Source organism: Streptococcus sp. HMSC076H09, from assembly GCF_001811765.1.
Taxonomy (GTDB): Bacteria; Bacillota; Bacilli; order Lactobacillales; family Streptococcaceae; genus Streptococcus; species Streptococcus agalactiae.
In genome coordinates, this window is sequence record NZ_KV806614.1 from 129,435 (window position 1) to 154,464 (window position 25,030).

The 25,030-nt window shown below is 35.0% G+C and carries 20 protein-coding genes, 1 other RNA gene and 1 CRISPR repeat array; of the genes, 5 read left to right on the forward strand and 16 right to left on the reverse strand.

Features of this window, described 5'->3' with window-relative positions:
* Positions 1-31: 31 nt before the first annotated feature.
* From HMPREF2818_RS07730 to HMPREF2818_RS07755, 6 genes are all read right to left on the reverse strand, one after another.
* Entirely contained in the window at positions 32-361 is a 330-nt protein-coding gene (locus HMPREF2818_RS07730; RefSeq protein ID WP_000056782.1) for a zinc ribbon domain-containing protein YjdM, read from the reverse strand.
* A gap of 161 nt (positions 362-522) precedes the next feature.
* A complete protein-coding gene (glmS, locus tag HMPREF2818_RS07735; protein WP_000334317.1) occupies positions 523-2,337 on the reverse strand; it encodes a glutamine--fructose-6-phosphate transaminase (isomerizing) in 1,815 nt (604 codons plus the stop codon).
* 257 nt (positions 2,338-2,594) lie between these two features.
* On the reverse strand, positions 2,595-3,152 hold the full coding sequence (lepB, locus tag HMPREF2818_RS07740; RefSeq protein ID WP_000240773.1) for a signal peptidase I: 558 nt from the start codon (positions 3,150-3,152) through the stop codon (positions 2,595-2,597).
* A gap of 170 nt (positions 3,153-3,322) precedes the next feature.
* The gene (pyk, locus tag HMPREF2818_RS07745) at positions 3,323-4,825 is read right to left on the reverse strand and encodes a pyruvate kinase (protein ID WP_001042784.1); all 1,503 of its coding nucleotides are present in this window, start codon (positions 4,823-4,825) and stop codon (positions 3,323-3,325) included.
* Between the two features lie 48 nt (positions 4,826-4,873).
* Positions 4,874-5,896, reverse strand: a complete 1,023-nt coding sequence (pfkA, locus tag HMPREF2818_RS07750; RefSeq protein WP_000820831.1) for a 6-phosphofructokinase — start codon at positions 5,894-5,896, stop codon at positions 4,874-4,876.
* 80 nt (positions 5,897-5,976) lie between these two features.
* Positions 5,977-9,081: a DNA polymerase III subunit alpha gene (locus HMPREF2818_RS07755; RefSeq protein ID WP_000457960.1), complete on the reverse strand. Its 3,105-nt coding sequence runs from the start codon at positions 9,079-9,081 to the stop codon at positions 5,977-5,979.
* A gap of 144 nt (positions 9,082-9,225) precedes the next feature.
* Between HMPREF2818_RS07755 and HMPREF2818_RS07760 the strand changes: the two genes are divergently transcribed.
* Genes HMPREF2818_RS07760 through HMPREF2818_RS07770 form a run of 3 tightly spaced genes read left to right on the forward strand, consistent with a single transcriptional unit; the run spans position 9,226 to position 11,087 of the window.
* Positions 9,226-9,594 carry a GntR family transcriptional regulator gene (locus tag HMPREF2818_RS07760; RefSeq protein ID WP_000312256.1) on the forward strand — a complete coding sequence of 123 codons (369 nt, stop codon included), beginning with the start codon at positions 9,226-9,228 and terminating at the stop codon, positions 9,592-9,594.
* Positions 9,595-10,293, forward strand: a complete 699-nt coding sequence (locus HMPREF2818_RS07765; protein WP_000192686.1) for an ABC transporter ATP-binding protein — start codon at positions 9,595-9,597, stop codon at positions 10,291-10,293.
* A gap of 11 nt (positions 10,294-10,304) precedes the next feature.
* Positions 10,305-11,087, forward strand: a complete 783-nt coding sequence (locus HMPREF2818_RS07770) for an ABC transporter (permease) (protein WP_070508722.1) — start codon at positions 10,305-10,307, stop codon at positions 11,085-11,087.
* A gap of 34 nt (positions 11,088-11,121) precedes the next feature.
* Here HMPREF2818_RS07770 and HMPREF2818_RS07775 read toward each other — a convergent pair whose 3' ends face one another.
* Positions 11,122-11,733 (reverse strand): TVP38/TMEM64 family protein, encoded by a 612-nt coding sequence (locus tag HMPREF2818_RS07775; protein WP_001056394.1) that lies wholly within the window; start codon positions 11,731-11,733, stop codon positions 11,122-11,124.
* 92 nt (positions 11,734-11,825) lie between these two features.
* Here HMPREF2818_RS07775 and ssrA point away from each other — a divergent pair.
* Together ssrA and HMPREF2818_RS07785 are read left to right on the forward strand one after the other, a co-directional pair.
* Positions 11,826-12,175: a transfer-messenger RNA gene (gene ssrA, locus HMPREF2818_RS07780) on the forward strand.
* 336 nt (positions 12,176-12,511) lie between these two features.
* Positions 12,512-13,081, forward strand: a complete 570-nt coding sequence (locus HMPREF2818_RS07785; protein ID WP_000103052.1) for a CatB-related O-acetyltransferase — start codon at positions 12,512-12,514, stop codon at positions 13,079-13,081.
* A 120-nt stretch (positions 13,082-13,201) separates the two neighbouring features.
* Here the strand turns inward: HMPREF2818_RS07785 and HMPREF2818_RS07790 are convergent, their stop codons facing one another.
* The 9 genes from HMPREF2818_RS07790 to HMPREF2818_RS10000 form a co-directional block, all read right to left on the reverse strand.
* Positions 13,202-14,305 (reverse strand): DUF2974 domain-containing protein, encoded by a 1,104-nt coding sequence (locus HMPREF2818_RS07790; protein ID WP_000065320.1) that lies wholly within the window; start codon positions 14,303-14,305, stop codon positions 13,202-13,204.
* Complete coding sequence (locus HMPREF2818_RS07795; RefSeq protein WP_000168894.1) at positions 14,305-17,097, reverse strand: cation-translocating P-type ATPase; 2,793 nt, start codon at positions 17,095-17,097, stop codon at positions 14,305-14,307. Before HMPREF2818_RS07795 ends, HMPREF2818_RS07790 begins: the two co-directional genes overlap by 1 nt.
* Before the next feature lie 151 nt (positions 17,098-17,248).
* Complete coding sequence (msrB, locus tag HMPREF2818_RS07800; RefSeq protein WP_000665410.1) at positions 17,249-17,683, reverse strand: peptide-methionine (R)-S-oxide reductase MsrB; 435 nt, start codon at positions 17,681-17,683, stop codon at positions 17,249-17,251.
* Entirely contained in the window at positions 17,683-18,147 is a 465-nt protein-coding gene (locus HMPREF2818_RS07805) for a GNAT family N-acetyltransferase (RefSeq protein WP_000621139.1), read from the reverse strand. The genes msrB and HMPREF2818_RS07805 overlap by 1 nt, the downstream gene beginning before the upstream one ends.
* Positions 18,148-18,155: 8 nt before the next feature.
* Positions 18,156-18,815 carry an HD domain-containing protein gene (locus HMPREF2818_RS07810; RefSeq protein ID WP_000180008.1) on the reverse strand — a complete coding sequence of 220 codons (660 nt, stop codon included), beginning with the start codon at positions 18,813-18,815 and terminating at the stop codon, positions 18,156-18,158.
* A 99-nt stretch (positions 18,816-18,914) separates the two neighbouring features.
* Positions 18,915-21,548 (reverse strand): pneumococcal-type histidine triad protein, encoded by a 2,634-nt coding sequence (locus tag HMPREF2818_RS07815; protein ID WP_000678288.1) that lies wholly within the window; start codon positions 21,546-21,548, stop codon positions 18,915-18,917.
* A 245-nt stretch (positions 21,549-21,793) separates the two neighbouring features.
* Entirely contained in the window at positions 21,794-23,626 is a 1,833-nt protein-coding gene (gene lepA / locus HMPREF2818_RS07820) for a translation elongation factor 4 (RefSeq protein WP_001019133.1), read from the reverse strand.
* A gap of 135 nt (positions 23,627-23,761) precedes the next feature.
* Positions 23,762-24,178 carry a nucleoside-diphosphate kinase gene (ndk, locus tag HMPREF2818_RS07825; protein ID WP_000438313.1) on the reverse strand — a complete coding sequence of 139 codons (417 nt, stop codon included), beginning with the start codon at positions 24,176-24,178 and terminating at the stop codon, positions 23,762-23,764.
* 158 nt (positions 24,179-24,336) lie between these two features.
* Complete coding sequence (locus tag HMPREF2818_RS10000; protein ID WP_000679502.1) at positions 24,337-24,480, reverse strand: hypothetical protein; 144 nt, start codon at positions 24,478-24,480, stop codon at positions 24,337-24,339.
* 254 nt (positions 24,481-24,734) lie between these two features.
* Positions 24,735-25,029: a CRISPR direct-repeat array (repeat unit 31 nt; unit sequence GTTTTGGAACCATTCGAAACAGCACAGCTCT).
* Position 25,030 lies beyond the last annotated feature (1 nt).

The window sequence follows — 25,030 nt, forward strand, 5'->3', positions numbered from 1 at the left end:
AAGCAATTGACTGTTGCCAATTGCCTGAAAGCTATTTTTTTACAAACTCAGATTTTAGTTTCATAGCTCCAAAACCATCAATTTTACAATCGATATTATGATCGCCATCAACTAAACGAATATTTTTAACACGAGTGCCTTGCTTAATATCCTTAGGCGCTCCTTTTACTTTTAAATCCTTAATAACTGTCACAGTATCTCCATCTGATAAGCGAGTTCCATTGCTATCCAATACAATTAAACCTACTTCTTCTTCGACTTCTTCTGGATTCCACTCGTAAGCACATTCTGGACAAACCAGTAAAATACCGTCTTCATAGACATATTCAGAGTTACACTTAGGGCAATTTGGTAATGACATTTTTCTCTCCTTAAATTAATTAATAAAATAGTCAGCAAGTAACATTCTAACTGATTATAGGCTTCTTGACAATAGGAAAAAGCCTATTTCCTTCAAAAATAGGCTTTTTTACATTTTTTAATATTTTGTAGTTAATATTAGCGTATTTTAGTATAACGAGTCTATTCAACAGTTACAGCTTTTGCCAAGTTACGTGGTTTATCAACATCTAAACCACGTTGTAATGAAGCATAGTAAGCAATTAATTGAGTCGGAATAACCATTGAAATGGCTGATAAGAATGGGTGAACTTTATTAACAATAATATCATCACCTTCACGTTCCAACCCTTCTTCTACAATAATCAAAGCATTTGCTCCGCGAGAAACAACTTCTTGGATATTTCCACGAGTATGCGCTGCAATAGTTGAATCAGCAGATATTAAAGCAATAACAGGAGTATTGTCTTCAATCAACGAAATTGTACCATGTTTTAATTCACCTGCAGCAAAACCTTCTGTCTGAATATAAGAAATCTCTTTTAGCTTCAGTGCAGCCTCCATTGTAACATAATAGTCGTTACCACGACCAATGTAGAAGGCATTACGTGTCGAGATTAACAACTGCTCTACTTTCTCAGAGATAACATCTTTTTCTGATAAGGTCGCTTCAATTGATTGTGCTACAATTGACAATTCATGAACCAAATCAAAATCTTTTGCTTCTGCCTTACCATTTGCTTCTCCTACCGCTTTTGCTAAGAAAGCTAACGTTGCAACTTGAGCAGTATATGCTTTTGTAGAAGCGACAGCGATTTCAGGTCCTGCATGAATGAGCATCGTATAGGTTGCTTCACGAGAAAGTGTTGAGCCAGGCACATTTGTTATAGTTAAACTAGGGATTCCCATTTCGTTTGCTTTAACTAAAACTTGTCTACTATCTGCTGTTTCTCCCGATTGACTAAGTAAAATAAACATTGGCTTCTTACTCAAAAGTGGCATGTTGTAACCCCATTCTGAAGAAACTCCAAGTTCAACAGGTGTGTCAGTTAATTTTTCGATCATGGTCTTAGCAGCAAAACCAGCATGATATGACGTCCCTGCAGCCAATATGTAAAGACGATCTGCTTCTTGGACTGATTTTATAATATCAGAATCCACATTCATATCTCCAGATTCGTTCGCATAAGTTGAAATCAACTTACGCATCACAGTTGGTTGCTCATCAATTTCTTTAAGCATGTAGAATGGATAAGTCCCCTTACCAATATCTGATAAGTCAAGCTCTGCTGTGTAGCTACCACGTTCAATGACATTACCATCATAATCTTGAACTTCAACGCTATCTTTTTTAACAATAACGAGTTCTTTATCGTGGATCTCCATATATTCACTTGTCTCACGTATCATAGCCATGGCATCTGAACACACCATATTATAACCATTTCCCAAACCTATTAGAAGAGGTGATTTATTTTTAGCTACGTAAATCGTATCAGCATCTTGAGAATCAATAAGAGCAAATGCGTATGATCCTTCTATAATATGTAAGGCTTTTTTAAAGGCTTCAAGCACTGATAAGTTATCTTCTTCAACAAAGTGTTCAACTAAATGAATAGCTATTTCTGTATCAGTTTCACCCTTGAGGTTATGTTTTGTTAAGTAAGTTTCTTTAATTTGAAGGTAATTTTCAATAACACCATTGTGTACCAATACAAAACGACCAGATCCTGAAGTGTGAGGATGTGCATTTCCTTCAGTAGGTTTACCATGGGTTGCCCAACGTGTATGACCGATACCTGTCGTACCACTAACAGAATCTCCTACTTTTGCCTGAAGCTCCGCGATTCGACCGACTGACTTCACAAGTTGACTTTTGTTATCACCTACTACAAAAATACCTGCTGAGTCATATCCTCGGTACTCTAGCTTTTCTAAGCCTTGAATTAAAATATCCGTTGCATTTGTATTTCCAACTACACCTACGATACCACACATATTATTATTACCAATAAGAGCTTTCTCTTATACTTTCTATCTAAACTTTCTTTTTAAATTGGTATATATTAATATATACCGTTAAAAAGTAACAAAAACAGTATATAATTAATGTTTTTGTTTGTCAATAAAAAAATTGGTATAGTCTTTTTGATTTTCTGTGATAACGAGATAAACGCTATCAAAAATTCTATCTATCTTAATCTTAGCCATTTTATTACATAAAAAGAATGGTATCAAATAATACCATTCTTTTACTACTCTGATGCTGTAAAACCAAATTCACTTAGAGGGTATACTTTAAAGGTAATAACACCACGAATATCTTTCTCTTTGATTAATCCAAATTTTCGACTATCATTTTTATTTTGTCGATTATCATTTAACACAAGATAAGAACCCTTAGGAACTCTGCTTTCTTTATTTCGTGTTAATGTTTCAACTGAGAAGTCGGAAGTAAAGGGCATTTGACCGTCTTTCTTTTCAGAATAAGCATTTTTCATTTTTTCAATGTAAGGCTCATCCTTGAAAACATCATTCAAATATAAAATATCATCCATTACTCTCACTTTTTGATTTGGCTCACCAATAACACGACTAATATAGAAAATCTTTCCAACCTTATAGACAATAAAGTCTTTGTACTTAGGCGTCCTATTACGATTAACAACAACAACATCTCCGTTGCTAAAATAAGAATTTGTAGCATCCTTATGTACTTTAAAGGTTGCAAAAACAAAATATCTCAAGAGAATCAAAATCAATACAGCAATCAATGCTAAAATAATATTTCTAATAAAATCGCGTTTAACCATAACTACTCCTAATCTTTTTTCCATTATATCATGTTTTCATAGATAAAAAAAGGAGGGTAATTATTAATATCATATCCTATTCTAGTCACAATAATCGAATAATAAAAAGCAAAACATATAAAAAACCCATTATTTAAGGTATTCTTAAATAATAGGTTTGAATTCAAAAATTATTTAACAGTACGAACACGCATTGTGTTAGTTCCACCTGTACCTACAGGAACACCTGCAACGATAACGATATTATCGCCTGATTCAACAAGTCCTGCTTCAAGCGCTACACGTTCTGCAACCTCAAACATATCATCTGTAGATGCTGGTTTGTCTGCAAGGACAGGGATAACACCCCAGTTAATCATCAATGAACGTTGTACTTTTTCATCAAATGTAACAGCCAAAATGTCTGCATCTGGACGGAATTTAGAAATGGCACGAGCTGTATTACCTGTTTCAGTAATTGTCACAACAAGTTTGATATCCATTGAGTGTGTTGCATCTTTAACCGCAGATGCAATAACATCAGTTTTGTTATTACGTGGGAATGCAGATGAGTCTAAGCGACCATACTCATTGAGTAATGTTTGAGCATTTTTATCAATAGTAGCCATTGTACGAACTGACTCAACTGGGTATTTACCATTAGCTGACTCACCTGAAAGCATTGTAGCATCAGTACCATCAATAACAGCATTGAAGACATCAGATACTTCTGAACGAGTCGCACGTGGTTTATCAGTCATTGTTTCAAGCATATTTGTTGCTGTAATAACTGCTTTACCAGCTGCATTAACTTTAGTAATGATCATTTTTTGGTAAACTGGAACCATTTCAAATGGAACTTCGATACCCATATCACCACGAGCAATCATAATACCATCTGCTGCTTCGATAATCTCATCAATATTATCGATACCTTGTTGATTTTCAATTTTAGCAAACAACTTAACATGTCCATTGCCAGTTTCTTCACAAATAGCACGAACTTCATTAACATCTTTAGCAGTACGTACAAATGAGATAGCAATAAAGTTAAGTCCTTGCTCAAGTCCAAAACGGATATCAGCATTATCGCGTTCTGCAAGTGCTGGGAAAGGAATTTTAGTATAAGGGATGTTTACACCTTTTTGTTTACCAATAAGGCCATCATTCTCAACAACTACTTCAAATTCACGAGTGTCTTTATCTTTTGCAAACACAGTAAGACCTAGTTTACCATCATCAACAAGGATTTGCTTACCAACTTCAACGTCATCAAAGATGTCAAGTCCACCAGCAACATTCAATGCAATCACTTCTGGAGTTGATTTGATACCTTGCTTAGTAGCAACACGTAATTTTGTACCTGTTGTATATGAATGGAAATCTGAACCATCTTCAAAAAGTTCTGTACGAATTTCAGGTCCTTTAGTATCAAGGAGGAAGCCAACTTTTTGTCCTGCAATCTCTTCTGCTTTACGAACAGTAGCCATACGAGCTCCTTGCTCAGCATGATCTCCATGTGAGAAGTTGAAACGGAAAACGTTAGCACCTTCTTTAATCAATTGAGCAATTTTTTCTGCTGAAGCTTCTACGTCAAGGCTTTCACCCCAGTATCCAGACTCACCAAACTTCTTACCACCACGGAATTCTACCGCAGGACCAAGTGTTGCAACGATTTTTACGCGTTTATTCATAATAATTTATGAGCTCCTTTTTATTTAAAGTGTCAAATTGACAAATTCTTATTTACTACTTTGGTTGGCAAGGTCACGATTAAGTGCTGCCAAGCGAAGGTCCGCTTTATGCGGATTATTAACAACGATTTTTCCTTCATCAGTCAAGCTGAACAAAGCACCTTCTTCTGCTAAACCTAAAATTGGACTTTCAACCATTTCTTCGTTGTGGACACCAACGGCCAAACCGCCACGACCTTCTTTCAACAATTGAACAGCGTACGCTCCCATACGAGATGCTAAGACACGATCACGAGCAGTCGGACTACCACCACGGAGCAGATGTCCTAAATTCGTCACACGAAGATCGCTATCGTCTCCTGCTGCTTTCATTGTTTTTGCAAACTCATCACCACTCATAACACCTTCTGCAAGGACGATGATTTGGTGATGTTTACCAGCTGCATAGCCAGCTCTAACATTTGAGACAACTTCATCAATATTGAACTCTTCTTCAGGAACAATAATTTGATCTGCACCTGCAGCGATACCTGACCAAAGAGCGATATCTCCTGCATTTCTTCCCATAACCTCAACAACAAAAGTACGGTTATGACTTGCTGATGTATCACGAAGACGGTCAAGATTCTCAACTGCTGTCGCAACTGCTGTGTCAAAACCAATAGTATAGTCAGTGCCAACGATATCATTATCAATTGTACCCGGCAAACCAACAGCTGGGAAACCGTGCTCAGTTAGACGCATAGCACCATGATAAGAACCATCACCACCGATAACTACTACACCTTCAATGCCGTGTTTTTTAAGCTGTTCAATCCCTTTAAGCTGACCTTCAAGTTCAGCAAATTCAGGATAACGTGCTGAACGTAAAAACGTTCCTCCACGGTTGATAGTATCCCCAACAGAATTAGCATCCAAAGGGAAAATATCCCCTGTCACCATACCATAGTAACCTTGGTTGATGCCGTAAACTTCCATACCTTCAGAAATTGCTTTACGAACAACTGCACGGATAGCAGCGTTCATACCAGGGGCGTCACCACCACTAGTTAAAACAGCAATACGTTTCATTTAATTGGTACTCCTTTTATTAATTTAACGATTTAATTATAGCATATTAATTTGTAAATTTCTGCACTTTATATGCAATTTTATTGATAAACCGTTTTCACAACAAATTCAGATAAATCAAGGGCTAAGCCACTATCTTTTCTAACCAAATGTACTTTGCTTTGGATAGTTTCTTTAGTTGTTTCATAATGCAAATAGACAGGAATATGCCCTTTATATTTGGACAATATTTCCGATATTTTTTTGTCGTTATCATGATTTTTTAGAAGTATCCAAAAACGTTCCTCCGTTGCTTCTTGAACACCGTTTAAAACCATCTGTAATCGCTCATCTCGCTTCTGAATTTTTCCATGCAAGTAATAATATTTCCCTTCTTGTAAATCATCTCTTACAATATTGAAAGTTTCAGGAAAAACAGTAATATCCATTTTTGAATTAATATCCATAACAGTCAAGAAAGCCATTTGTTGCCCAGAACTTTTTGTCCTAATAACTTTGACCTGCTTTAGCTGAACTAAAATAGTAGCTTCGCTATTTTCTTGAACTTGACTAATTGGTATAAACGGACGGCTAGCTTTTTGTGAAATCCCCACTAAAGGGTGCGGGCTGATTCCTACTCCTAAGATATCTTGTTCCATTTCATATTTCTCAGAATTAGAGAAATCTTCTACTTCTAGCCAATGATATGAGGTATCTGCAAATAAACTACCTAGTTCATTTACAAATGTAAATAAAGAATCAAGATTAGAGGTGATTTTCCGTCTATTATTATCAAATTCGTCAAATGCTCCAATAGCAATTAGCGGAGAAATAAAACCACTTTTTTGAAACTGCTGTGGCAGCCTCATTAGAAAATCTTCAATACTCTGAAACGGTTGATTTTTAGAAATCCAATAAGCCAAATCGTTAGGAACACCCTTAATATTTTTTAAACCTAAATAAATTTTCTTTTTATAGATGCGGTCTCTGTATGAAATAGTATTAATTGAAGGTTTTTCAATAACAAAACCAAAATCAATAGCATCGATTAGATAATCACTATTTGAATAATTTATCATGATGTCATAAAAGACATCGGAATAATGGGCTTTGAAATAGGCTAATTGAAAAGCTAAAGCCGAATAAGCAAACGCATGGCTGCGATTAAACCCATAACCTGCAAATTTAGCCATGCGTTCAAATATAAGTCGAGCATCTTCTTGACGATGTCCCTTAGATACTGCACCCTCTAAGAAGGATTGAGACATCTTTTGCATCTCCTTAGAATTTTTCTTAGACATAGCACGTCTGAGCAAATCAGACTTGCCTAGCGTAAAACCTGCGTAGGTCTGGGCAATCTGCATAACCTGTTCTTGATAGAGCATTATGCCATAGGTAGGTTGTAAAATTGGAGCTATGACAGGATCTACTAAATCGATTTTTTCTTTACCAAAACGACGGTTTATAAAATTCTCAGTATAATCACTTGCACCAGGCCTATTCAAGCTGGTGGTAGCTACCACATCTTCAAAACACTCTGGCCTAATACGTCGCAACAAATTAATAGCTCCACTTTGCTCAAATTGAAAAATCCCCTTTGTTTGACCAGCTGCAAATAGTTTTAGAGTCTCTTTATCTTCTAAATCAATAGTTTCTAATTGTATAGAGATACCGTAGTCCTTATCGACTTTCTCCTTCATTTTCTGAACAAATGTCAAATTTCGAAGACCTAGAAAGTCCATTTTTAGAAGACCATTATCCTCAACAGAACTAGCATCATATTGCGTTATCATCATATCCTCACCGTTTTTTAAAGGAATATGATCTGTTAACAAATCGTCACTCATTACTACCCCAGCGGCATGAATAGAAGTCTGTCTAGGATTTCCTTCAATACGCTTAGCAATATCATAGGCTTTTTGGTATTCAATTTTACTATCTATTATTTGTCTGAAAGCTAAGTTGCGGTTATAAACACTGGTCAAATTATCTCTGAAATGAATTTTTTTAGTTATGTTTGTTAACTCATACTCTGATGCACCAAAGCGTTTAAAAACATCTCGAATAGCCTGTTTCGCACCAAAAGTTGAGAAGGTTACAATCTGTGCAGAATGCATTGAACCATATCGATTACGTACATAGCGCAAGAATTCTCCACGATAAATATCCGGAAGATCAATATCAATATCTGGCATCGAATAACGCTCTTCATTTAAAAAACGTTCAAAAATTAAATTATGTTTGACAGGATCGATACCGGTAATATTTAAAGCATATGAGACTAAACTTCCCGCTGCTGAACCACGTCCCATTCCCATATAGTAGCCCTTACTACGACCAAATCTTAATAAATCCCACACAATAAGGAAATAGTCATCAAAGCCCATTTTGTGAATGATTGTTAATTCTTTTTCGAGACGCTCTTGATAAGCATCGCTCCATAAACCTTTACTTTTTAAGTTATTTTGAGTTAAGGTTCTTAATTCTTCTCCAGCAGGAATTTCTCTATTAAAAATAGGTAACTTAAAGTCAGAATCAAAGTGATAAGCAACATTCTCTACCAAAGATTCTAGGTTAGCTAAAGCTTCAGGAAAACGTTCCTTGAATGCTAGAGTCATTTCTTGACAAGGTTTTAATTCTTGATTTTTGCTCGCATATTGTGCGTCTTTTAACAGGACATTATCTCTTATAGCATGAAGCATCTGTAATGTCTCAATATCATTTTTTTGAAAATATCGAACAGTATCTATGGCTATAATGGGTTTGGTATATGGAATCTGCGGAGAGGTCAAATTAACACCAATAACATAATCAAAGGGTAAATTGAGCTGATCAAGAACATCTTGATAGGGAAGAATCAATTGCACCCCTTCAAGATGTTCTGTCAATAAATTTAGAGACATCTTCTCAGACATTTGAGCCGTTGACAACTTCAAGAGATTCTTATAACCAACTGTATTTATCGCAATACAGTAAACTTCTATTGATCTATTTTCAACCACTATATCAAAGCTAAATCCAACTATTGGTCTTAGGTTTGCCTTTTGCGCCTCTTGAATAAAATGATATGCTGCATAAAGATTACTGTGGTCCAAGATACCAATAGTTTGATATCCTAATGATTTCGATTTAGAGACATATGTCTTTAAATCAACCAAGCTATCCATAAAAGAATAAACGGTTCTTGTATCAAGTTGTGCAAACATAGTAGCCCCTTTTTACGATTTTTTACTATTATACTATGAAACAATAAACGATTAAAGTCTCAATGATAATTCCTTGACATTTCAAATATTTTTTTGTACTATTTTTATAGTACAAAAAGTACAAGATTATGAAAGGAGTTATCTATGGCTTGGGAATTCAATGAAAAATCACCTATTTATTCACAAATTGCTGAACATATAAAGATGCAAATTGTTAGTCAAGAAATAAAAAGTGGTGACCAATTGCCTACCGTGAGAGAGTTAGCTCAAGAAGCTGGTGTTAACCCAAATACCATGCAACGTGCCTTCACTGAATTGGAACGTGAAGGAATGGTATTCTCACAACGTACTTCCGGACGCTTTGTTACAGAAGACAACTTACTAATTGGTAAAATTCGTCAACAAGTTGCAAAAGCAGAGTTAGCAACTTTTGTCAACAACATGAAAAAAATAGGATATAAATTAGATGAAATTACGGTTGCTCTCGATCATTTTATAAAGGAGATTAATTAAATGACACAGTTATTACAACTTCATCATGTTACAAAGAAATATCACAAACATACTGCTGTTAATGATGTGACTGTAAGTATTCCAACAGGAAAGATTATAGGTTTATTAGGTCCAAATGGTAGCGGAAAAACAACAATCATCAAAATGATAAATGGATTACTTCAGCCAGATAAGGGAGATATCGTTATTGATGGTTACAGACCGTCTGTTGAAACCAAAAAAATTATTTCATATCTCCCTGATACTTCATATTTACAAGAAAATATGAAAATCAAAGACGTCGTTACATTATTTGAAGATTTCTATAACGATTTTGATTCAAAGGTAGCATATCAACTATTTGAGGATCTTAACCTAAATCCTAGGGAACGTCTAAAAAACCTATCAAAAGGGAACAAGGAAAAAGTTCAATTAATACTTGTTATGAGTCGTAAAGCTAGGCTCTACATCCTTGATGAACCTATTGGTGGTGTAGACCCTGCAGCGCGTGACTACATTTTAAAAACAATCATTAGTAACTACTCTAATGATGCTTCTGTTTTAATTTCGACTCACTTAATTTCTGACATTGAACCTATCCTTGATGAAGTTATCTTCCTTAAAGAAGGAGAAATTGACCTACAAGGCAATGCTGATGACTTAAGAGAAGAGCACAACTGTTCGATTGATGCTCTCTTTCGTGAAAGATTCAAGAAATAAAGGAGATTGATATGTTTGGAAAATTATTAAAATATGAATTAAAATCAGTTGGTAAGTGGTATCTAACACTCAACGCTGCGGTTTTATTAGTATCTATTATTTTAGGACTGGTATTAAAGGCACTTGGCGGCAATGTTTCTACTGATACTAATAGTACTAGCGCCCAAATATTCACTATAATACTCGTTTTATTGTTAGCGATGGTTATTTCAGGATCTCTGTTATCCACCCTTGCTATTATTATCAAACGTTTTTATAGCAATATCTTCGGCCGTCAAGGATATCTAACCTTAACGCTCCCAGTAACTACGAATCAGATTATTTGTTCAAAGCTACTAGCTTCTCTTCTTTGGAGTATTTTTAATATTTTTATTGTCATTATTGGAATCATATTGGTCATATTACCTTTAGTAGGTATTGGTCAGTTCGTTGTCGCTTTTCCAGAAATCTATAAAATTATTTCATCTTCGAACGCTCCACTTTTTATCGCCTATTTCTTTCTATCGTACGTTGCAGGGACATTACTGATTTATCTCTCTATCGCTGTAGGGCAATTATTTACAAACAAACGTGTATTGATGGGAATTGTTTCTTATTTTGGAATATCACTCTTAATTACTTTCTTAACATTAATAATAGATAGTATTTTTCATATTGATTTATTCAACTCTCATGCAAATGCAACATTCTCTCAACCTGTATTGCTCTACAATATACTTGTTAGCATTGTTGAAATTGCTATATTCTATATGTTGACACACTCTATTATTAGGTACAAACTTAATATACAATAAAAAGATTGGAGATAATCTCCAACCTTTTTTATTTTTAATTCAAAAAATTTTTCAAAATATCACCACCATAAATCCACAAATAGCTATAACCGATGATAGAAATAGGTTTCGTTATCATAATGATTGTCACAAAGCGCTTAATAGACATATTAGATAGACCGGTAATCATCACCATGATGTCCGCTGGTGAAATGGGAGATGCCATACAAAAGATAAAAAACTTTTCATATCCGGATGTTTCTAGCTTAGACTCATATTTATCAAATGTCTTCTGATCCATAAATAGCAAAACGAATTTTCGTCCATAAAATTTGACTAACCAAAAAAGGATGACACTTCCGATGATAATCCCAATATAGTTATAAATAAAGCCTAAGGTAGGACCAAAAATTAAGAAACCTGCTACTGTTGTAACACCTCCAGGAATTACTGGAAAAACAATCTGTACAATTTGAGCCACAATAAAAATCATTGGACCCCAAAATTCATACTTGTGTACTAGGTCTTTTAATTCATTGCTATCATTCAAAATACCAAGTTTGTACAAATAAACAACTAAGACAAGGGTCGCTATTAACGCTAAGACACCCAAAGCCTTAATGACCTTCTGCCAAAAGCGGTAACGTTTTGATAATTTCATATTCATGCTTTAATCATAACACAACTGTTAAATTTTTGCTATTTTAAATAGTATTTGTTATACTATATTGGTAAGTTTTTATGCTTTATTCTACTTTTGGGGTCGTTACGGATTCGACAGGCATTATGAGGTATATTTTGCGACTCATCGGCAGATGTAAAATGCCAGTTAAATATAACTGCAAAAAATACAAATTCTTACGCATTAGCTGCCTAAAAAACAGCCTGCGTGATCTTCACAAGATTGTTTGCGTTTTGCTAGAAGGTCTTATTTATCAGCAAACTACGTTTGGCTACTGTCTAGTTAGTTAAAAAGAGATTTATAGACTCGCTATGTGAGGGCTTGAGTTATGTGTCATCACCTAGTTAAATCAATACATAACCTATAGTTGTAGACAAATATATTAGCAGATGTTTGGACGTGGGTTCGACTCCCACCGGCTCCATATCATTTTATCATAACTTACTATACATACTTAAAACCTTGTTATTACAAGGTTTTTATTTTGTTTCTTTGTTCATACATTGCCCCTATCTTAGGAAAAAAATACTGGGAACAGACTCTAACATTGAATTAGGCCACCTCATTAGCTCACTCTTTGTCAATATCCGAGAATAAGTTCTTTATCATTCTAATTTATAGAATTTATTAAAAAAGGTAAGGTTTTTAGAGGAAAAAATGTTATAATCTATTTAGTCTACGATTGGAGGCTAGTTATGGCTAGTATTTTAAAAAACATTTAGAGAAACGTTTAGAGCTTAAAAATGATCCTATGAGGACAGATATGAGTACTGGTGCCAGTTACCCTAAATATAGATTCTCGGTAGGAAAGTACACATATGGATATCAACAATTCTTTTACGAAGGCGTTAACTTAAAAGAAATTGGAGCATTTTGCTCAATAGCCCAGAACGTTACTATTACTGGTATGAATCATCCAACCGATCACATTACCACTAACCCTTTTATTTACTATAAGTCAAGGGGATTTATAAATGAGGATAGGGCGGACTTAATAGATGAAAAGAAAAATGGAAAAGTTATTATTGGCAACGATGTCTGGATAGGAACTAATGTCACTATACTTCCATCTGTTACAATAGGTAATGGAGCAATTATTGGAGCAGGTTCAGTTATTACCAAAGACATTCCTGACTATGCTGTTGTCGCTGGAACACCTGCTAAAATTATCAAATATCGCTTTTCAGAGGAAGAAATAACATTATTAAATGCATCTCAGTGGTGGAATTGGTCAGATGAAGCTATTAAGGAACATATTAGCGAATTTTCAGATAAGAAGGAATTCTTCAATACTCTAAAAAGTATTTCCGAAAACAAAAATCATAAACTCTAGAATAACTTCATCAAATAGCATACTAAAAATACTACTCAGCATAATATGAGTAGTATTTTTAGTATGCTATTTTGCTAGTTTATTTAGCACCATGTTTAGACTAATGCAATTCTAGGAAAACTACTTAGTCTCTCTGCTATTATCATGATAAGCTCCCAAAAATATGGTTACTAATAATTTTAAAGATTTGTTAAATAACCTTTTTTTATCATCATCTAGTTCTCTAAAGCTATGAAAAGCTTTCATCATTTTTGCTCTGGAAGCCAAGTTGAAGTCATCCAAACTAGATACGCCACTTGATAGGAAGCTATCAAATAATAAATCAAAAAATAATTTTCTTTCTTGACTTTTTAATTCAGCCATCCACTGTTGAAATGTCTTTTCAAAACAAATACTTTTTAGCGATAGTCCTGTTCCAGTCTTTAAAATAGCTGGTTCTTGAATTTCCCAAGTTGTAACATCGTGTTGCAGAATTCCACGCGCATTGCTACTAATAATTAGCGGCTCTATATCACTATAAAGCATCATACCAACAATAGATTCTTCTGGTAGTAAGCGAATGCACTTTTGTTTAGTAGTTTTATACTCTGTAGTAGGTAACAAAGTTTTTTGTAGTCCTGGGGAGTCAATAAGCCAAATCAAATCAATTTTTGCTTTTAAATCTGGCTTTGTAAACATTGCAGCGTACAAGGCTAAATTACCACCCTTAGAATGACCTGAGAGAACTACTTTATCAAAATAAGGCAATATTGTATTTAAGTATTTAATCGCTGAACGATGAGCCGATATTTCTCTCATATACGTCAATTTAAAATCTTCTTTCCAACCAATAAGGTTGGCATCAGTACCACGAAATACAACCTGATGATAATTAATGTTAGGAATAGTAAAAACCATAGCTGCAAATTGTTTTTCAAATTCTAAACTAATCTCAGCTCGATAATAAGATAAAGTTAAGTTTTTAAAACGTTTCGAGGTCATCATTAACTGACATAAATCATGTCGTTGTGACGTGAACATAAAGCTATATGATTTAGCCATAGTTTGAAGGTACTCATGATATAACTCACAGACTAAAACTGACTTCATTTCTGTAGTGTTTATAAGTTTTTCAAAAGAAATATAGCCAAATTCATTTAAACAAAGAATGTCAACATCGTTTAATGCTAATTCATCAAAAGTTAAGTTTGAATTATTTTTTAAATAAGTTATTATATTTGACATCACCGTTTATTCTTTCTACTGCTGAATAATTTCCGAACTTCATCTAAACCTATCATGATAAACGGGCAGCCTATTAAATAGAGCCAATGTGATAAACCTAGGCTTGCTGTGTTGAATAAGTTATGGAATAGTGGCACGTATACTAAGACTAAAAATGCTAAAATCTCCATTATTATACCAAAATTAATTAATTTATTACCAAAAATAGATAGTGTTTTAATAGATTGATAGCTCGTTCTGCTATTCATAACCATACCTATCTGGCTAAAGATAATAGCTCCAAGTGTCATAGTTGTCGCTTCCCTGTACGGTATGCCGTTTGCGACGAAAAAAGTAAAATTACCATAACGTAAGTAATGAGCCCAGAAAAAACCACCCATAGCTAATACGGATTCAATAGTGCCGTACCAAAGGAAAGATTTTATAAGTAGCCCTTTGTCCAATAAGCGATCTGTTAGCCGTCTTGGAGGACGATTCATAACATCTGTTTCTGGTGGTTCCACGCCTAGACCTAAAGCGGGAAGCATATCGGTTCCCAAATCAACAGCAAGTATTTGCATTACAGTCAATGGTAAAGGAATAAAACCTTTAGAAAAAAGGAAGAATGCCGACGGAACCGCCTCAGGAGTATTACTATTAAAAATATACGTCAAGAATTTCTTAATGTTTTGATAAACAGCCCGCCCTTCTTCCACGGCATGTACAATAGAAGCAAAATGATCATCTGTCAGAATCATATCAGCTGATTCTTTAGCAACATCAGTACCGGTAACACCCATGGCTACACCAATATCGGATTTTTTTAGCGCAGGCGCATCATTGACCCCGTCTCCTGTAACTGCTACTACTTCACCCATCTCCTGTAATATCGTTACTACTCGATATTTTTGTTCTGGTGCTACACGAGCAAAAACGGCTTCACCTGACAATTCTTTTTTCAATTGGCTATCCGTCATTTCTGATAACTCTAAACCTGAAATTACTTTAGCACCATCGTTACGAATAATACCAATATTTTTAGCGATACTCAGTGCCGTTAATCCGTAATCTCCAGTCACCATAATAATACGAATGCTTGCTGCATGACATTTATCAATAGCTTCGCGAACGCCTTCACGAGGTGGATCACTCATTGCTATCAACCCTATGAACACCATGTGTTGTTCCAAATTTTCTTGCGTCCATTGTTCTTTTGAAAAGCCTTCAATATCGCAGTATGAAACAGCTAAGACGCGAAGTCCATCTTTAGCAAATGTATCATTAGCCAACTGTATTTTATTACGTTCTTCCTTATTTAAGGGGATAACTTTGCCATCAGATAAGACATAATCTGATAAATCAAGTATTTCTTTCGGCGCACCTTTTGTGATTGAAATTTTTTTATCCTTTTCATCGCCTCCTAAGCTATGAATAGTTGTCATGCGTTTTCTAACCGAGTCAAAAGGTAATTCTTTCAAACGTGGTGCAAACTTACGATTTTCTTGTCTGTTTATCCCTGATTTTTCCAATAAAACATTCAAACAAGCTTCTGTCGGATCTCCAAGTACAGTATAAGTTGAACGTTCATCATTTGGTGGTAATACTTGAGCGTTGCTACAGAGATGAGCAAAACGAATAAGTTTTTCTAAGTCTCCTCTATCACTATTACCAAAGCAAATATTGTCACCTTCAAAAAGAATCTGTCCTTCTGGAGCATAACCCAGTCCTGTCACTTGGTAACTCTTTCCATTTTGCCACAAATGATTGACGGTCATTTCATTTTGCGTTAATGTACCAGTCTTATCAGAACAGATAACTGAGGTTGCTCCAAGAGTTTCAACTGAAGAAAGTTTTTTGACAAGTGCGTGTTCTTTAGCCATTCGTTGGACTGCCATAGCTAGAGAAAGTGTAACGGTAGGTAGTAAACCTTCTGGGATAAATGCAACGATCATCCCCAAGGCAAAGATAAATGATTTTGACACTGGCTCCTTAACAAAAAAAGTCGCTGCTAAGAAAAAGATAATTCCTACCGTAATTGAAATGATAGAAATCTGTTTGGTCAACCGATCAAGTTCTCTTTGAAGAGGGCTTTTTTCTGATTTCATCCCTTGTGTTAAATCAGCGATTTGACCAAATTGAGTTTGCATTCCAATTGCCGTAACAACCATTGTTGCGCTACCACTGGAGACCGTCGTTCCTGCGAAAACCATATTATCACATTCAATCAATGTTTTAGACTGGTCGTTTTCAACATTGCTATCTTTATAAATAGGATTTGATTCCCCTGTCAAAGCTGATTGGTTTACTTGCAAATCTGTTGTTTTAATCAAGCGACCATCTGCTGAAATACGATCTCCTTCTTCAATAAGAACAATATCGCCTGGGACTAGTTGCTCTGATAATATCTTTTCTTCTGAGCTTTTTCTAAGAACACGTGAATAAGATGGTAACATTTTCTTGAGAGCTTGTGTTGCTTGGCTTGCACGGTATTCCTGAATGAAACTAAAAATACCATTAATCACATTAACCATCCAAATGGCAAGACCTAGCTCTAAGCTATTAGAAACAATAGCCACAAATCCTCCAACCCATAATAGTATTGCCATAAGACTAGTAAAATTTTTCAGAAACAATAAAATAATTGATTCTTGCTCTACTTCAGATAACAGGTTTAAACCATATTTTTTCTGACGTACAGCAACCTCTTCATCTGATAAACCACCTTGAGTTGTCCCTAATTCTTCGAAAATCTCTTCTAACTCCTCTTTAGCAAAACATGTGTTTGTATCTGAAACATTATTTGTAGAAGCCATACTCTAGTCTCCTTCTCTAAAACGTTTTCATTTTTGATACCTATATTATACTCTTTTTTCAGAAAATAAACTGATGAAGAATACACCTGCCACCAATTCTTTTTACCATACATAAAAAACGACTTAAGATATACCCTTAAGTCGTCTCTTATTAATCAAAAAGTGATAAGTAGTCCCCATAGCCTCTCTTTGCCATCTGGTCATAAGGAATAAAATCTAAGGCAGCTGAATTGATACAATAGCGTAAACCACCTGCATCAACCGGTCCATCATTAAATACATGCCCTAAATGAGAGTCAGCTTGACGACTCCTAACCTCAATACGATGCATTCCATGAGAGTGATCTTGATGATTTGTCACCATTCGATTCTCAATTGGTTTTGAAAATGCTGGCCAACCACAACCAGATTGAAATTTATCTAAAGAAGAGAATAAAACCTCTCCACTGACGATATCTACATATATACCCTCTTCAAAAAAATCATCATACTTCCCAGTAAAAGCATGTTCCGTAGCTGAATTTTGGGTTACTTGATAAGCTGTATGTCCAATACGCTGACGCAATTCTTCTTGTGTTTCTTTCATTATAGTATCTCCTCCATTTGAGTTTGTTGAGGTTTAAAACCTAATTTTTCATAAAAAGAGACCGCTCTCTGATTATCATTCCAAACATTTAAAGTTATATTATAACACCCATGTTTCTTAGCATATTGTCTTGCAAAATCCATCAACTTTTGTCCAATTTGCTGACCTCTTACTTCCTCATCAATGCACAAATCATCTATATAGAGAGTTTTAAAGGACTTTCGAGGTAAGTCACGTTTTTCTTGTAATTGAAGAAACAAGTGGGCAACAACTTTACCCTCGTCTGATTCATAAACAAAGATAGGCCTTGATTCGTCCATCAGCATTTCTTTCAATTGTTCTTTAGAAAACTTACTTCCTCTTGTATGAAAAATATCTGGGCGAACCCCATGATGTAACACTAAAATTTGTTTCAATAGCTCTGCAATAGCAGGCAAATCTTTTTCTTTCGCTCTACGAATCATATCCACTCCTAACCTTTACCATTCCATTCAGCATAAAATTCGGCTAAATATAGTTCTAAAAAATCATGACGTTTTTGAGCAAGCATTTTCCCTTGTTTTGTATTCATAAGGTCTTTTAACTTTAATAATTTTTCGTAAAAATGCATGATAGCTGTATCCTGACCATTACGATACTCTTCTAAAGTGAGGTTTTCTCGTGGTTTTAAGTTAGGGTCATGAATTAAACGTCCTTTACTCCCTGAATAAGCCATCGTTCTTGCAATACCAATAGCCCCCATAGCATCTAGGCGATCTGCATCTTGAACAATTTGACCTTCCAATGTTTTCATAGTCAATCCAGTTCCTGCTTTGAATGAAATATTTTCAAGAATATCAAGGATATGTTCTACTTCTGCTATGGCAAGATCTTGACTATATAACCATTGAGTCAATTCATACGACGCTTGCTTACTATCTTGGCAGATTTTGTCATCAATAATATCATGCAAAAGTGCAGCCATTTGACAAATAAAGGTATTAGCACCTTCTTTGTGTGCTAATTCTACTGCAAGATTTCTTACTCTAACAATATGAAACCAGTCATGGCCACTTGGATCATTTTTTAATTTATGGTAAACCATATTTTCAGTTGCATTTAAAATCACATCTTCTCTTTTAACCATAGTCATATTATAGCTAATTTTCTAAAAAAATAAATGATTTAGCATATAAATGCAAAATCCTCCAAGAAATTCTTGAAGGATTTTATATATTAGCTCCGTAAAAGATTAATGGTGATGATGACCTACATGTGCATGATCTGTTTCTTCATGGTCATGATGTTCATCATGTGTTTTAGGGTTTTCTTTTTTACTATCAGCATTCGCTTGAGCAGATTTTTCAGTGTTTTTTTGGTGATTAGTATTATCTGAAACTTGTTTGTCCTCTTTAGAAGCCATAGCTGCTTTTTCAGCAAGACTACCATTTCCAACCATTGAACCTTCTACAACTGCTGGAAAATTCTTAGCTACTGCTTCAGGAATATTTTTTTCATTCAATTTCAATTGTGATGTTGGAACATTGTTATGGCTAAAATCAAGATTTGTAACTGTTTTGTTAGGTGTTTTAATATCTAAAGATTCAAGTTTATTTTTAGAAACACTTAAGGTCTCAAGTGAAGTATAATTATTAACACCTTCAAGTGATGTTAACTGATTATTAGTCACATTCAAGAATTTTAACGAACCTTGTTTATTTTTCAATACTAGTGACTTAATTTGGTTCCCTTCAGCTTCTACTTTAACAATTTCATCGCTCTCTTCAACACCATCTAATGATGCTAATTTCGCATTATTAATTGTTAAATTAGATACCTTAGGATTTTGCTTTAAGAAACTTAGATTGCTTGTATTCGTCTCATTTAAAAGAAGCGTCTCAAGACTAGTTGTTTTTAGAGTCGATAAGTCTGCGGATTTATTGTTTGATAAATCTAGAACTTTCAAATCTTTTTTACCAGAAAGTGCACTTAAATTCTTCACATTATTATGATCAAGGTGCAATTCTTGGAGTTTTGTCAAGTTTGATAACGGTGTCAAGTCAGAGATATTGTTATGACTCAAAACTAAGAATTGAAGGTTTGGTAATTCAGCCAATGGTTTTAGCGAAGTAATGCCATTATTAGCTGCAGCAATAAGACTTAATTGTTTATATTTTGTAAGGAAAGATAAATCCTTAATACCGTTTTGTGAAATATCCAATCCTTCTAATAGTGGCATCTTATCAAGGAAAGAATAATCTGTAATACCAGTATTTGTCATCCAAAGCTGTTTAAGTTTTTTGAATTGCAAAACTGGCGTCATATCATTAATCGGAGTAAACCCAATTCCTAGAACTTCAATATTAGGCATCAATGATAGACCAAAACGCTGGAATGGATTGGTTCTTTGTCCAATGTTAATCTTAGTAACAGTTGCAAGCCACTGACGCATTTTTTCAGGATTAGTTTCATTGGATGGGAATGGTGTTGGAGCATCTGCATGCAGAATATCCTGAATAATCTCATCATCAAAACCAATTTGTTTTAGAGTTGCCATACCAACTTTATCTTTTGCATGAGAGTGATCGTGGTGTCCATCTGGGATAGGCTTCCCAATTTCAATATCCTTACTTGCTATAGTGTGTGAGTGGTCATCATGTGGATATTTAAAGATGATACTCCCATCCTCTGACGTTAATACTTCAATTTGATTAGGATTTAAACCAAGCTTCTCTGCTAAATAAATTAATTTCTTTTGATCTTCATCAGATAATTTATTTGACTTAGTGTGCTCGTGTTCTTCATGCTTATGGTCGGACTCATCATGGTGATGACCTTTGTGATGATCTTCGTCATCATGATGTGGATTTGGAATTGGCTTACTTAGATCAATATCTTTGGCCATAATAACATGTGTATGATCATCATGTGGGTATTCAAATCCAATTTCACCATTTAGTGTTTTAAGGACTCTGATACGTGAAATATCTAAATGTAATTCACGAGCAAGGTAAGCTAGCTTATCTTTGATGTCCTTAGGTAAAGTATTTTCAGTTCTTGGCTTTTTACTTGATGGTGACTGTTTTTTAGAATCAACTTTCTTTTGTGGTTGGTAACGGTCAGCAATTGATCCCCATCCCCCTTTTCTTAAATCAGCAAAACTAATAAAATGCAGATGATTATGATGTTCTACTAAAATACCTGTTGGGGTAGTGCCTTTTATTCCTTGTCCATTGAATAAGAAACCATCACTTGTTGGGTGGTGAAGCCCTGCAATTTTAGAACTATTAACTCTGTAATGGCTATTATTTTGATTTCCTAAACGTGAAACAGCTCTACTTGCTTGTACTTGCTTTTGCTGAGATAAACTTGCTTTTGGAATATAGTGGAAATGATCACCATGTCTGACCACGTAGCCATTAGCATCTTCTGAAACAATATCTGCGGGATTAAAAACATAGCCATCATTTAATGTATTAACAGCTACCGCCCCTGCTTTAAAGTTTCTTACCGCTTGCTTTTTATTAGTTTTTGCATTTGCATTAGGAATTAAATAGCTAAATTTTGAACCTTTTAAATCAGAGTAAAAAATAAAATGAGAATGATTTCCATGTGCTACAACGATTCCAGAATCGGTATGAGATAAAATCTTCGAATCTTTAGTCAGTAAAAAGCCATCATCAGTTGGAAAGTCAACCCCTGCAACACCCTTGCGTTTTTTATGACTTTCCTTAACAGAGACTTTCTTTTTATTAGCTTTTTTCTTAGCAACCTGCTTTGTTTTAATATGATGAGAATTTTTGTGTTCTTGAGTATGACATGCCGTAAGAGCAAAATGGCATGACAGGACAAGACCAGCTAGAGCAATAATTTTTTGACCTTTCATGAGTCCTCCATAAATGTTTTTTCGTTTTAGTTAATTAGTTAATTATATCAGATGTTTTTCTTTTTGCAATACTATTTGCCATCTTTTTGTTATTTAGTTACTAACAAAAACTCATTTATAGCTCATTTATATTTAAACAAAGATATTATAAAGCCATATTATTTGATAATTGCAGACAAAGAAAAAGTAACTTAAGCACGAAGCTAAGTTACTTTAAAATAGATAAATGATATCATCTTTCTGAATTATTTTTTGTCATCATCGTCCATTGATAAAACACTTAAGAAAGCTTCCTGAGGAACTTCGACGGAACCAATTGCTTTCATGCGCTTTTTACCAGCTTTTTGTTTTTCAAGCAACTTACGTTTACGTGAAACGTCACCACCATAACATTTTGCTAAGACATTTTTGCGTAGTGCTTTTATATCAGAACGAGCCACAATTTTTTGTCCAATAGCTGCTTGGATAGGAACTTCAAACTGCTGACGAGGAATGATTTTTTTCAACTTATCAACGATCAATTTACCACGTTCATAAGCAAATTCTTTGTGAACAATAAAGCTTAAAGCATCAACTTTATCACCATTTAAAAGAATATCCATTTTAACTAACTGTGAGCGACGATATTCGGAAATTTCATAATCAAAACTAGCATAGCCTCGTGTTGATGATTTAAGCTTATCAAAGAAGTCAAACACAATTTCAGCTAAAGGAATTTGGTAAATAACATTAACACGATTATCATCAATATAATCCATTGTTACAAAGTCACCACGTTTACGTTGTGCTAACTCCATTACAGCACCGACAAATTCTTGAGGAACCATAATTTGCGCCTTAACATATGGTTCTTCAATGCTGTCAACACGAGTAGGATCAGGAAATTCAGATGGATTCGAAACTTCAAGCATTTCACCGTCAGTTGTATTAACATGATAAACTACTGATGGTGCAGTCATAATAAGATCAATATTGAACTCTCGTTCCAAGCGCTCTTGGATAACGTCCATATGTAAAAGTCCTAAGAAACCACAACGGAAACCAAACCCTAATGCTTGTGATGTTTCCGGTTCAAACTGTAGACTAGCATCATTCAATTGTAATTTTTCAAGGGCTTCACGCAGATCGTTATACTTATTTGATTCAATTGGATAAAGACCGGCAAAAACCATCGGGTTCATTTGCTTATAGCCATGCAAAGGTTCTATTGCTGGGTTATTAGCAAGGGTAATGGTATCACCAACACGTGTATCAGCAACCGTTTTAATTGAGGCAGCAATATACCCTACATCTCCAGTTGCTAAAAAATCACGTCCAACTGCTTTGGGAGTGAAAATACCAACCTCAGTAACGTCGAAGGTTTTACCATTAGACATCATTTGAATTTTATCTCCTGGCTTAACCATACCATTTACAATCCTTACTTGCAGAATTACCCCACGATAAGCATCGTAAACAGAATCAAAAATTAAAGCTTGCAGAGGAGCATCTACTTCCCCAGTCGGAGCAGGAACTTTTTCAACGATCTGCTCTAAAATTTCTTCAATACCAATCCCTGCCTTAGCTGAGGCAAGCACAGCTTCTGAAGCATCTAGACCAATAACATCCTCTACTTCTGCACGTACACGTTCTGGATCTGCTGCTGGTAAATCAATTTTATTAATAACTGGTAGTATCTCTAAATCATTGTCTAGAGCCAAATAAACATTTGCCAGAGTTTGAGCTTCAATTCCTTGAGCTGCGTCAACAACCAGTATAGCACCCTCACAAGCTGCTAATGAACGTGATACTTCATATGTGAAGTCAACATGCCCTGGCGTGTCAATCAAGTGAAAAATGTAAGTTTCACCATCTTTAGCAGTATAATTAAGCTCAATAGCATTTAACTTTATAGTAATCCCACGCTCACGTTCTAGATCCATAGAGTCCAACAGCTGCGCCTGCATTTCACGACTAGAAACCGTTTCTGTTTTCTCTAAAATACGGTCTGCTAAGGTTGATTTTCCATGGTCAATATGAGCGATAATCGAAAAGTTTCTAATCTTTTCTTGACGTTTCTTCAAATCTTCAATATTCATTCTATTTCCTATACAATTTGATATGTTTAACTTCTAAAATATTAAAACAGTCCTATAGACTCTAGAATATTATATCAAAAAGAAGACCGATGTAAAAGAGAATTAACACTTGAACATCAATCTTCATTAAGTCTATTAGTTATTGAACCAAATGGCTATCTCGCGAGTTGCAGATTCAGGTGAGTCTGACCCATGAACAATATTACATGTCGCTTGATTTGGAGAGGGAGCTTGTGCAAAATCTCCTCGAATAGTTCCTGGAAGGGCATCTTTGGGGTTAGTACTCCCCATCATGGTGCGCCAAGTTGAAATGACCTCTTCTCCCGAAATAACTCCAATGATTACTGGACCACTAGTCATATAATCTACTAACGTTGGAAAGAATGGTCTATCCGTCAGTTCTGCATAATGTCTTTTCAAAATATCTGCATCTGCATGTCTAACCTCTAAGCGATCAATAGAGAAGCCTCGACGCTCAATACGACTAATAACTTCTCCAATAAAACCACGTTTTACACCATCAGGTTTTATCATAAAAAAGGTTTGTTCCATAATATTAGCACCTCATTTCTTTCTCCACTATTATAACATGAAAATATGTTTTCTGTAACTTCCAACTGTATTTCAAAAAAGGAGTATCGGACACTCCTTAACTATATTAATAGGTGAGATCCATCATAGCTGTTAGTTGATTATGGATAGGTTCTCCACTACTTTCCTTGTAAGCTTGCAAGTATTAGTGACAAAGAAACACCAGCAATCACTAAAAGAACCAACGCTGTCAAACTAATAATTAAGTAAAGCGTAGAACAATCTTGCCCTTTAACCATAAGGTTGGAATTATAGCCTTTCATATCTCTTTTATCGACACATTCTCTTTGAATCCGAAAAACAATTCGAATTTTCTACTAATAGACACACCTCTAAATGACGTTCATATTTTTTAGTCGCCAATATATAAGTTTCCCAATCAAACTGATAAATTGGGGTGATTTCGTTAGCTTGGCCAACTAAGTTCTGAATTACGTCTTGAATTAATCTAATTACCGCCTTCCCCCACATTCTCTGAAAATTTATTTCAGTATAACAAAAAACTAGAACACCACAATGGTGCCCTAGCATAATAACAGCACAGCTTTAAAACATCAGTACCAACAAATGATTTTGTACCATCGTTTTGGAACCATTCGAAACAGCACAGCTCTAAAACGCAAGAAATGGCAAAACGGACAGTTATTAAGTTTTGGAACCATTCGAAACAGCACAGCTCTAAAACGTCGACTTTATATTACAACAAAAACAATTTGTTTTGGAACCATTCGAAACAGCACAGCTCTAAAACTGGAATCCATACAGTACGCCTATCAAGGTTGTTTTGGAACCATTCGAAACAGCACAGCTCTA